This is a genomic window from Nocardioides sp., assembly GCF_036274455.1.
Classification (GTDB): Bacteria; Actinomycetota; Actinomycetes; order Propionibacteriales; family Nocardioidaceae; genus Nocardioides.
In genome coordinates this window covers 1-10,246 of the sequence record NZ_DASUFR010000144.1, presented here as the reverse complement: position 1 = coordinate 10,246, position 10,246 = coordinate 1, and the positions used below count along the sequence as shown (strand labels likewise).

Below are 10,246 nucleotides of genomic sequence, written 5' to 3'. Positions count from 1 at the left end.
ACCGGCGAGGGGCTGCAGCACGCCGACGGCCACTCCCCGCTGCTGGCGGCGACCAACCCCGCGGTCGTGCACTACGACCCGGCGTTCGCCTACGAGATCAGCCACATCATGCGCTCGGGCCTCGAGCGGATGTACGGCGCCGACGCCGAGAACGTCATCTTCTACCTGACGGTCTACAACGAGCCGGTCTCCCAGCCCAAGGAGCCGGAGGACGTCGACGTCGACGGCATCCTGCGCGGCATCCACCACGTCTCCTCCGCGGAGAACGAGGGACCGCGCGTGCAGCTGCTCGCCTCCGGGGTCGGCTTCCCGTGGGTCGTCGACGCGGCCCGGATCCTCGCCGAGGACTGGGGCGTGGCCGCCGACACCTGGTCGGTCACCTCGTGGAACGAGCTGGCCCGCGACGCCGTCGCCGCCGAGGAGTGGAACCTCCTCCACCCGAGCGACAGCCCCCGCACGGCGTACGTCGCGGACAAGCTGCGCGACGTCCAGGGTCCGGTCGTGGCGGTGTCGGACTACATGCGCGCCGTACCCCTCCAGATCGCCCGCTGGGTCCCCGGCGACTACCGCGTCCTCGGCGCCGACGGCTTCGGCTTCGCCGACACCCGCCCGGCCGCTCGTCGGTTCTTCCACATCGACGCACAGTCCGTCGTCGTCCAGGCCCTCCAGGCGTTGGCCGACGCCGGGGTGATCGACCGTGGCCAGGTGGAGAAGGCGTTCGCCGAGTACCGCATCGACGACCCGACCGCAGTCAAGGACGTCAAGCAGGAGGGCGGCGACGCTTAGCTGTTTGCCCTCGTGAGCTTCGGCCCCGACGGTCACCGGATGTCCGGGTCTTCTGATGCTTTCGTGGGTGGGCGGCCGCGCGCGTAGCTCGGGTTCAGCGATGTGCTCCGAGGTGCCGATCTCCCTCGGCAAACCCCACCGACCGGGGCGGGCACCCACGGAAGGGGTCACCGGATATCCGGTGACCCCTGAGCTTCTGTGCCGAGATCTCGGCACAGAAGCGGATGGGTCGCTACAGAACCCCTGGGGCCTGCTCCTGGTCCAGGCGTGTGCACGGCCGCCGCACAGGAGCGGGGGTCACGTGGAGAAGGCGCTGTCCACCGCATCCGCGAAGGCGGCCATCGACGGGAACTCCAGGTCGTAGGACCACCCGTCGCCCGGCTCGGGGGTGGCACCCCAGCCTGGCCGGTCGTGACGGCGGTTGATCCACACCGACGGCAGCCCCTCCCGCGTGGCGGGGACGTGGTCGTGGAAGAGGCTCTGCGCGACGTGCAGCAGCTCGGACCGGGCGACGCCGAGGTCGGGAAGCACCGTGTCGAGTGCCCGGAAGTGGTTCTCGGCCGGCTTGTACGCGCCGACGTCCTCGGCGGTGACGACGGCCGCGAAGTCACCGCGCAGGAGCCGGTTGCTGCCCGCGAACCCGTCGCGGTGCACGTTGGACAGGATGATCAGCAGGTAGTGGCTCCTCAGCCGCGCGAGCGCGTCGGCCGAGTCCGGGAAGGCCGGCCAGTCCGGGACCGAGTCGCCCAGCCGGTGCGCCCACTGGTCGGAGACCGCCCCGCCCAGGTCCGTCCCGGTACGCCGGAACGCCTCGGCGAGGACGTCCGGGTAGCGAGCGGTCGGAATCTCCCGCTCCACCGCCGCCTCGTTGCCGGCATAGGCACGCAGCAGCTCCTCGGCGGTGAGGTCGAGGCGCTGCTCGTGGGCCCACGGCCCCAGCACGGCGACGATGCCCGCCTCCCAGTCGATGAGCGTGCCGTAGCAGTCGAAGCTGAGCGCCCGGAACGAGGTGAGGTCGATGGTCATGGGTCGCCGCTCCTTTCGTGGGACTGGGCAGCATTCTGTCGGGTTCGTCCAAGAGCGGGCGACGTACGCCGGACAGGCTGGTCGCATGACGAAGATCGCGATGCTCACCCTGGACTGCGCCGAAGTCACGCCGGTGGCCGACTTCTGGAAGGCCGCGCTCGGCTACGAGCAGGTGGCCGGCGACGGCGACAACTACGCGATGCTCAGCAACGCGTCGGGGCCTGCGCTCGGGTTCGGCAAGGTCGAGGGCTACCAGCCGCCCGGCTGGCCCAACGAGAACGGCAGCAAGCAGTTCCACCTCGACCTGGCCGCCGACGACGTCGACGCCGAGGCCGAGCGGCTGGTCGGGCTGGGCGCGACGCTGGCCGAGCCCCAGCCCGGCGAGACGTGGCGGGTGCTGCTCGACCCCGCCGGCCACCCGTTCTGCGTGACCAACGCCGCCAGCTGGGGCTGACCGGTCCTCGTCGGGCGGGTGCTCCTCGATGCCGGTCAGGCGCTCGCGTCCCGCAGTGGCGTCACCGAGGCGACCGGCCGCGCAGCGCCCTGCCCCGACCGGAGCAGGTTCCGGAAGCGGGCGCGGGAGTAGGTCGCCGGCTCGGTGGAGCGGACGAACTCGTGCAGGACCTTCGCGAACCGCTGCGGGTGGTCCTTGTGCGGGAAGTGGCCCGCGTGCGGCAGCACCTCGACCCGGGCGTTGGGGGCGAGCATCGCGGCGTTGCTGGCGTGCCTGACCGGGATGACCCGGTCGTCGCGGCCCCAGATCACCGCCATCGGCATCGCCTCGGTCAGGTAGGCGCGGTCGGCCATCGTCACGATCTGGCCGCGCCAGTCGACGACCGCGCTGACCACGTGCCGGATCGCGGCGCGCGCGGCCGGGTCGCGGAACGAGTCGTAGATCTCGGCCACCTCGTCGAAGTCGCGGGCGGCCTTGATGCGGGTGCGCGACAGCGCGACCAGGCCGGCCTTCCCGAGGTGCCGGACACCGGGGAGCGTCAGCACGCCCATGAGCTGGTGGAACCCGGGCGTGGTGATCGCCCGGATCGCCGGCGACACCTCGGGGCCGAGGCCGCCGGAGGCGACCACGACCAGCCGCTCGGTCCGCTCGGGGAACTGGTAGGCGAACTGCATCGCCACGCCGCCGCCGAAGCTGTGGCCGACCACGGTGACTCGGTCGATGCCCAGCACGGTCAGCAGGTCACGCATCCCGTTGGCGTAGCCGCCGACGCTGTAGTCGGCGCGCGGCTTGTCCGACAGGCCGTGGCCGAGGAGGTCTGGCGCGATCACGGTGTAGCGCCGGGCCAGTGTGTCGATCACCGGCTCCCACGTGGTGTGGTCGCAGCCGAGCCCGTGCAGGAGCAGCAGTGCCGGCCCGTCGCCGACCTTGACGAAGGCCCGGCGGTGGCCGTGCAGGGTGACGAACTGGACCTCGTGCCGCCCGTCCTGCTGGAGCTTCGGCACGCCGTCCCCCAATGCGGTAGACACACCAACGCGACCGGAGCGGCCGCGCGGAATGCAGCGATTCAACAGACCACGGCCCCTCGAGGCAAGCACCTGTCCATCACGTGTTGGCCTCGATTCCACCCGTGCCGGGCCGATGACAGGATGCATCCGTGAGTGCCCGTGGGGCAGATCCGCACAGCCGGGTCGCCGAGCAGCTGCGCCGCTCGACCGGCGTGCTCAGCACGGCCGCGACGACCCGGATGGCCGAGGAGCTGCCCTGGTTCCGCGAGCTGAGCGCCGAGGACCGCTCCTGGGTCGGGATGATCCTGCAGGCCGGCGTGCGTGGCTTCGTCGACTGGTTCGAGGAGAGCGGCGACTCCCCCACCATCGCCACCTCGGTCTTCGGTGCCGCGCCGCGGGCCCTGGCCGGGGTGATCACGCTGCAGCAGACCGTCGACCTGGTGCGGCTCTCGATCGAGGTTGTCGAGAGCAACATCGAGGATCTACTGCAGCCCGAGGACGTCGACGACGTGCGCCGGGCGGTCTCCCGCTACGCCCGGGAGGTCGCCTTCGCGACCGCCGAGGTCTACGCCCGGGCGGCCGAGGTCCGCGGCGCCTGGGACGCGAGGCTCGAGGCGCTGGTGGTCGACGCCGTGCTCCGCGCCGAGACCGACGAGGCGGTGCTGTCGCGGGCCAGCGCACTGGGCTGGAAGGCGCGCGGCACGGTGTGCGTCGTGCTCGGCGCGTCACCGGAACGCCGCACCGAGACCGACCTGTTCGACGAGGTACGCCGGACCGCGGGGGCGGGCGGCATGGACGCCCTCTGCGCGGTCCAGGGCGACCGGCTGGTCGTGCTGCTCGGCGGGGTGGCGGACCCGCGCCAGGCCGCTGCGGTCATCGCGGACCTCTTCGGCGACGGGCCGGTGGTGGCCGGCCCCGTGGCGGCGGACCTGGCCACGGCCGCGGTGTCCGCGCGCGCCGCGGTCTCGGCGTACCGCTCCGCCCCGGGCTGGCCGGACGCGCCCAGGCCGGTGCTGGCCGGGGAGCTGCTCGCGGAGCGTGCCCTCGGCGGCGACGGCCACGCCCGCCGGCAGCTGGTCGACGACGTCTACCTCCCGCTGCTGCACGCGCGCGGCGCCCTCATCGAGACGCTCAGCGCCTGGCTCGACCGAGGGTCGTCGATCGAGGGCGCGGCGCGGGCGCTGTTCGTGCACCCCAACACCGTTCGCTACCGGCTGCGCCAGGTCGCCGACCTGACCGGGCTCACGCCCAGCCAGCCCCGCGACGCGTTCACCCTCCAGATCGCGCTGGTGCTCGGGCGGCAGTCGGGACGCGCCTCGGAGCCCGCCCCGGCCACCGGGAACGTTGATATTGCGTCCGACACCGCGTAGACCTGTGGAAGGTCTTTGGAGGAACCGTACAAAGACCCTCCGACCAGTTTCGTCGGCGCCGGAGGGGAGCCGGAGCCTCGCAGGAGGGCAGAGTGGTCCCCGTGCTCGTGATCGTCGCGCCTGGACAGGGCGCCCAGACCCCAGGCTTCCTGACCCCTTGGCTCGAGAGCCCGGAGTTCCGGTCGCGGTTCGAGTGGCTCTCGACCGTGGCCTCCCTCGACCTGATCCACTACGGCACCGAGGCCGACGCCGAGGAGATCCGGGCCACCGAGATCGCGCAGCCACTGCTGGTGGCCACCGGGCTCGTCGCAGCCCTGGGGCTCTTCCCGCACCCGACCGACGCGTTCGGGAAGGTGAGCGCGGTGGCCGGCCACTCGGTCGGCGAGCTGACCGCGGCCGCGGGCGCGCGGGTGATCACCGCCGAGCAGGCGATGGTCCTGGTCCGCGAGCGCGGCAAGGCGATGGCCGAGGCCGCCGCCGTCACCGCCACCGGGATGACCGCCGTGCTCGGCGGGGACCGCGACGAGGTGCTGGCGACGATCGAGAAGCACGGCCTCGTGGCGGCCAACGACAACGGACCGGGCCAGGTCGTCGCGGCCGGCACGCTCGAGCAGCTCCAGGCGCTGGCCGACGAGCCACCCGAGAAGGCGCGGCTGGTCCCGCTGAGCGTGGCCGGTGCGTTCCACACCCACCACATGGAGCCCGCCGTCGCGCACCTGGAGTCGCTGGCCCGGTCGGTGTCGGTCCATGACCCGCGCACCCGCTTCGTCTCCAACCGGGACGGGCAGGTCGTCCACGACGGCCGCGACGTGCTGCGCCGGCTGGTGGGCCAGATCGCCAGCCCGGTCCGGTGGGACCTGTGCATGGACACCTTCGCCGACCTGGGCGTCACCGGCATCCTCGAGATGCCGCCGGCCGGCACCCTGACCGGCATCGCCAAGCGCGCACTGAAGGGAGTCGAGACCTTCGCGCTCAAGACGCCCGACCAGCTCGACGACGCCAAGGCCTTCTGCGACAAGCACGGCGAGTTCGCAGAGATCGACACCACCCCCACCTGGCGGATGGTCGTCTCGCCCGCCAAGGGCACCTTCCACATCGCGGCCGAGGCCGCCGCAGCCGACGTACTCCCCTCCGGCTCGCCGATCGGCGAGGTGGCCAGCCTGCGCGACAAGATCGGAGTGACCGCCACCCACGGCGGCCAGGTCGTCGAGTGGCTGGTCGAGGACGGGGACCTCGTCTCACCCGGCCAGCCCCTGCTCCGCCTGCACCCCGAAGGATCAACCTCATGACCGCCATCAAGAGCGAGAGCGGCGCCCAGCACGCCCGCATCCACGGCATCGGCGCCTACCGGCCCTCGCGGGTCATCCCCAACAGCGAGGTCATCGAGGCGATCGACTCCAGCGACGAGTGGATCCAGCAGCGCTCCGGCATCAAGCAGCGCCGCTGGGCCACGCCGGAGGAGACGGTGCTGTTCATGTCCGTCGAGGCGGCCAAGCAGGCGCTCGAGCGGTCCGGCGTCGACGCCCGCCAGATCGACTGCGTGATCGTCGCGACGGTCAGCCACATGTTCCAGACCCCGGCCATCGCCACCAAGATCGCCTACGACCTCGGCACCGACCAGGCCGCGGCGTTCGACATCTCGGCGGCGTGCGCAGGCTTCTGCCACGGCGTCTCGCTGGCCTCCGACATGGTGCGCTCCGGCAGTGCCGGCTATGTGCTGGTGATCGGTGTCGAGCGGCTCTCCGACCTCACCGACGTGGGCGACCGCGGCACCGCATTCATCTTCGCCGACGGCGCCGGCGCCGCCGTGGTCGGCCCGAGCGACACGCCGGGCATCGGCCCGGTGGTGTGGGGCTCCGACGGCGAGCAGTACGACCTGATCTCGCAGCGGGAGGACTGGCGCGACGTGATCGCCGCCGAGCATCCGGAGATGCCCCACCTGGTCATGCAGGGCAACCCGGTCTTCCGCTGGGCGTCCTACGTCATGGCCAAGATCGGACAGCAGGCGCTCGACCGTGCCGGGGTCCGGGCCGAGGACCTCGACTGCTTCGTCCCCCACCAGGCCAACATGCGCATCACCGACGCCATGGCCCGTTCGATGAAGCTGCCCGAGACGGTCAAGATCGCCCGTGACATCGCCGAGCAGGGCAACACCTCGGCGGCGTCGATCCCGCTCGCCATCGACCGGATGTACGCCGAGGGCGAGGCGAAGTCCGGCGACGTCGCCCTGCTCATCGCCTTCGGCGCCGGCCTCGCCTACGCGGCGCAGGTCGTCGTCCTGCCCTGACCACACCGACCCGCAAGAGAACCCAACACAGAAAAGAGAGAACGCCAGATGGCAACCACAGAGGAGATCCGCGCCGACCTCGCCGAGATCGTCAACGAGGTCGCCGGCATCGATGCCGATGACGTCCAGCTCGACAAGTCGTTCGTCGACGACCTCGACGTCGACTCCCTGTCCATGGTCGAGGTCGTCGTGGCCGCCGAGGAGAAGTTCGGCGTCTCGATCCCCGACGACGAGGTGAAGAACCTCAAGACGGTCGGCGACGCGGTCGCGTTCATCGAGCGCGCCCAGGGCTGACACCGCCCTTCCCCACCCTTCTTCGCACGGAAGCGAGCAGCAATGAGCCGCACCCGAGTCGTCGTCACCGGCCTGGGGACGACCAACCCCCTCGGCGGTGACGTCGCCAGCACCTGGGACGCCATGGTCAACGGCCGCTCCGGCGTCCGTCACATCGAGGCCGACTGGGCCGAGGAGCTTCCGGTCAAGATCGCCGGTGTCGCCGCGGTCGAGCCGACCGAGGTCCTCGAGCGGGTCAAGGCCCGCCGGCTGGACCGGACCGCCCAGTTCGCGCTGGTCGCCACCATGGAGGCCTGGGCCGACTCCGGCCTGGCCGAGGTCCAGGACGACCTCGACCACGACCGGCTCGGCGTGGCCATGGCCACCGGCATCGGTGGCGTCATCACGCTGCTCGACAACTACGACGTGCTGTTGGAGAAGGGACCCCGCCGGGTCTCCCCGCTCGCAGTGCCGATGCTGATGCCGAACGCGTCGGCGGCGAACGTCAGCCTCTACCTGGGCGCGCGGGCCGCGGTCAACACGCCGGTCTCGGCCTGCGCGTCCGGCAACGAGGCGATCGCACTGGCCGTCGACCAGATCCGGCTCGGCCGGGCCGACATCGTCGTGGCCGGCGGCACCGAGGCGGCCATCCACCGGCTCAACATCGCGGCGTTCGCGAACATGATGGCCCTCTCGAAGAACCCCGGAGACCCGGCCACCGTGTCCCGGCCGTGGGACACCGCCCGCGACGGGTTCGTGCTGGGCGAGGGCGCGGGCGTGCTCGTCCTCGAGTCCGAGGAGCATGCGAAGGCCCGTGGGGCGCGGATCTACGCCCAGGTGCTGGGTGCCGGCATCACCGCTGACTCCCACGACATCGCCCAGCCCGACCCGGCCGGCCGCGGCGGGTCCCGGGCCATCGTGCGGGCGCTGGAGGAGTCGGAGATCGGCCCGGAGTCGGTCTTCCACGTCAATGCCCACGCGACCTCGACCCCGCTCGGCGACATCGCCGAGGGGCTGATGCTGCACGCGACACTCGGCAAGAGCGTGGAGCAGGTGGTGGTCACCAGCACGAAGTCGATGACCGGCCACCTGCTCGGCGGCGCGGGCGCGCTCGAGGCGGTCGCGGTGGTCAAGGCCATCGAGACCCGCACCGCCCCGCCGACGATCAACCTCGACAACCAGGACCCGGAGGTCGACCTCGACATCGCCACCAAGGCCCGGGACCTCCCGGTGGGCGACATCGCGGCGCTGAACAACTCCTTCGGGTTCGGTGGCGCCAACGTCGCTGTCGCCTTCGGGAGCGTGTGAGCAGCAGGTGACGGCCACCCAGGAAGCACCCGTTGCCGCGCCGGCGAAGCCGCCACGAGAGGACGACCCCCGCCACCCGGTCACCCGGCTGAGGGCGCTGTTCGACGAGGGCACCCTCGAGCTGATCACCCCCGACGACGACTCCGGGATGCTGGCGGCCGTCGGCGAGGTGCACGGCTCGCCCGTCGTGGCGTTCTGCTCCGACGCGACCACGATGGGTGGCGCGATGGGCGACGTCGGCTGCCGGGTGGTGGTCGACGCCTACCACCGGGCGATGACCCACGGTGTGCCGATCGTCGGGCTCTGGCACTCCGGTGGCGCCCGGCTTGCCGAGGGCGTGCTGTCGCTGCATGCCGTCGGCCGGATCTTCCACGCGATGACGCAGGCCTCGGGGAAGATCCCGCAGATCTCGGTGGTGCTCGGCCCGGCGGCCGGCGGTGCGGCGTACGGCCCCGCGCTGACCGACATCGTGATCCTCGGCCCCGAGGGCCGGATCTTCGTGACCGGCCCCGACGTCGTCCGCTCGGTGACCGGCGAGGAGGTCGACATGCTGCGCCTCGGAGGGCCCGAGCCGCACGGCCGCCGGTCAGGCGTGGTCCACATCCTCACCGGCTCCGAGGCGGAGGCGTTGGAGCGGGCCCGCTCCGTGGCCGCGCTGCTGGGCGCGCAGGGCAGCCTGAGCGTCGAGGACGTCGAGGATCGCGACCTCGGCGCGATCCTGCCGGACTCCAAGAAGCGCGCCTACGACGTGCACCCGCTGGTCGAGTCGCTCCTCGACGAGGGCACCGCCCAGGAGCTGCACGCGAAGTGGGCGCCCAACATCGCCACCATCCTCGGCCGGTTCGGTGGCCGCACCGTCGGCGTCGTCGCCAACAACCCGCTGCGGCTCGGCGGCTGCCTGGACTCGCTGTCGGCGGAGAAGGCCTCGCGGTTCGTGCGGATGTGCGACGCGTTCGGCGTCCCCCTCGTCGTCGTCGTCGACGTGCCCGGCTACCTGCCCGGCGTCGGCCAGGAATGGGACGGCGTCGTACGCCGGGGGGCCAAGCTGCTGCACGCGTTCGGTGAGTGCGTGGTCCCGCGGGTCACGCTGATCACCCGGAAGACCTACGGCGGCGCCTACATTGCGATGAACGCCCGCTCGCTCGGTGCCACCAAGGTCTTCGCCTGGCCCGGGGCCGAGGTCGCCGTCATGGGGCCGGTCGCGGCGGTGCGGATCCTGCACCGGCGCAAGCTGGCCGAGGTCACCCCCGACATCCGTCCTCAGGTCGAGCTCGAGCTGGCCGCCGAGCACGAGCGGATCGCCGGCGGCGTCGACCGGGCGGTCGAGATCGGGGTGGTCGACGAGGTCGTCGAGCCCGACCGGACTCGTAGCGCCATCGCGCGGGCCATCGACGACGCCGTGCAGTCCGTCGGCGTACGACGGGGGCAGCACGGCAACATCCCCCTCTGAGACGACGCGTAACGTCGGTCACACCGACGCGTTGGGCCTCTCGGAGGTAGGACATGGCCCTGACGAGACTGCTGGTGGCGCTCGCACTCGGGTGCGGCGTCCTCGTGGCCGCGCCCGCCACCGCCTGGGACGCCGACTACGGGCGGGTCTGGCGCGGTGACGGCGTGCTGCGGTCCGGCTGCCACGACTACGCGTTCCGCTACCGGGTGCGGCCGGGCCCCCACGACTGGAGTGCCGAGTTCTTCCTGATCGGTCCGGGCCGGGAGGGTCTCGGCACCGTCAACC

11 protein-coding genes are annotated in these 10,246 nt (G+C 72.0%); 9 read left to right on the top strand and 2 right to left on the bottom strand.

Features of this window, described 5'->3' with window-relative positions:
* A partial coding sequence (locus tag VFV89_RS14040; RefSeq protein ID WP_414690388.1) for a transketolase-like TK C-terminal-containing protein occupies window positions 1-786 on the top strand: 786 nt, incomplete at its 5' end.
* 297 nt (window positions 787-1,083) lie between these two features.
* On the opposite strand, the gene VFV89_RS14035 is transcribed toward VFV89_RS14040, so the two are convergent.
* Window positions 1,084-1,812 carry an HAD-IA family hydrolase gene (locus tag VFV89_RS14035; protein ID WP_329706574.1) on the bottom strand — a complete coding sequence of 243 codons (729 nt, stop codon included), beginning with the start codon at window positions 1,810-1,812 and terminating at the stop codon, window positions 1,084-1,086.
* 85 nt (window positions 1,813-1,897) lie between these two features.
* On the opposite strand from VFV89_RS14035, the gene VFV89_RS14030 reads away from it, so the two are divergent.
* Window positions 1,898-2,266, top strand: a complete 369-nt coding sequence (locus VFV89_RS14030) for a VOC family protein (protein WP_329706573.1) — start codon at window positions 1,898-1,900, stop codon at window positions 2,264-2,266.
* A gap of 35 nt (window positions 2,267-2,301) precedes the next feature.
* On the opposite strand, the gene VFV89_RS14025 is transcribed toward VFV89_RS14030, so the two are convergent.
* Window positions 2,302-3,270: an alpha/beta fold hydrolase gene (locus VFV89_RS14025; RefSeq protein ID WP_329706572.1), complete on the bottom strand. Its 969-nt coding sequence runs from the start codon at window positions 3,268-3,270 to the stop codon at window positions 2,302-2,304.
* A gap of 152 nt (window positions 3,271-3,422) precedes the next feature.
* Between VFV89_RS14025 and VFV89_RS14020 the strand changes: the two genes are divergently transcribed.
* From VFV89_RS14020 to VFV89_RS13990, 7 genes are all read left to right on the top strand, one after another.
* The gene (locus VFV89_RS14020; protein WP_329706571.1) at window positions 3,423-4,643 is read left to right on the top strand and encodes a helix-turn-helix domain-containing protein; all 1,221 of its coding nucleotides are present in this window, start codon (window positions 3,423-3,425) and stop codon (window positions 4,641-4,643) included.
* Between the two features lie 101 nt (window positions 4,644-4,744).
* On the top strand, window positions 4,745-5,932 hold the full coding sequence (locus VFV89_RS14015; RefSeq protein ID WP_329706570.1) for an acyltransferase domain-containing protein: 1,188 nt from the start codon (window positions 4,745-4,747) through the stop codon (window positions 5,930-5,932).
* Entirely contained in the window at window positions 5,929-6,930 is a 1,002-nt protein-coding gene (locus VFV89_RS14010) for a beta-ketoacyl-ACP synthase III (RefSeq protein WP_329706569.1), read from the top strand. The genes VFV89_RS14015 and VFV89_RS14010 overlap by 4 nt, the downstream gene beginning before the upstream one ends.
* Before the next feature lie 48 nt (window positions 6,931-6,978).
* Complete coding sequence (locus VFV89_RS14005) at window positions 6,979-7,224, top strand: acyl carrier protein (RefSeq protein WP_292673856.1); 246 nt, start codon at window positions 6,979-6,981, stop codon at window positions 7,222-7,224.
* 42 nt (window positions 7,225-7,266) lie between these two features.
* The gene (locus VFV89_RS14000) at window positions 7,267-8,511 is read left to right on the top strand and encodes a beta-ketoacyl-ACP synthase II (RefSeq protein ID WP_329706568.1); all 1,245 of its coding nucleotides are present in this window, start codon (window positions 7,267-7,269) and stop codon (window positions 8,509-8,511) included.
* Between the two features lie 7 nt (window positions 8,512-8,518).
* The gene (locus VFV89_RS13995) at window positions 8,519-9,961 is read left to right on the top strand and encodes an acyl-CoA carboxylase subunit beta (RefSeq protein WP_329706567.1); all 1,443 of its coding nucleotides are present in this window, start codon (window positions 8,519-8,521) and stop codon (window positions 9,959-9,961) included.
* 53 nt (window positions 9,962-10,014) lie between these two features.
* The coding region (locus VFV89_RS13990) for a hypothetical protein (protein WP_329706566.1) at window positions 10,015-10,246 on the top strand (232 nt) is incomplete at its 3' end.

Coding starts and splice junctions, on each gene's coding strand:
- VFV89_RS14030 (WP_329706573.1), top strand. CDS start 1,898: ATGACGAAGATCGCGATGCTCACCCTGGACTGCGCCGAAGTCACGCCG.
- VFV89_RS14010 (WP_329706569.1), top strand. CDS start 5,929: ATGACCGCCATCAAGAGCGAGAGCGGCGCCCAGCACGCCCGCATCCAC.
- VFV89_RS14005 (WP_292673856.1), top strand. CDS start 6,979: ATGGCAACCACAGAGGAGATCCGCGCCGACCTCGCCGAGATCGTCAAC.
- VFV89_RS14000 (WP_329706568.1), top strand. CDS start 7,267: ATGAGCCGCACCCGAGTCGTCGTCACCGGCCTGGGGACGACCAACCCC.
- VFV89_RS14035 (WP_329706574.1), bottom strand. CDS start 1,812: ATGACCATCGACCTCACCTCGTTCCGGGCGCTCAGCTTCGACTGCTAC.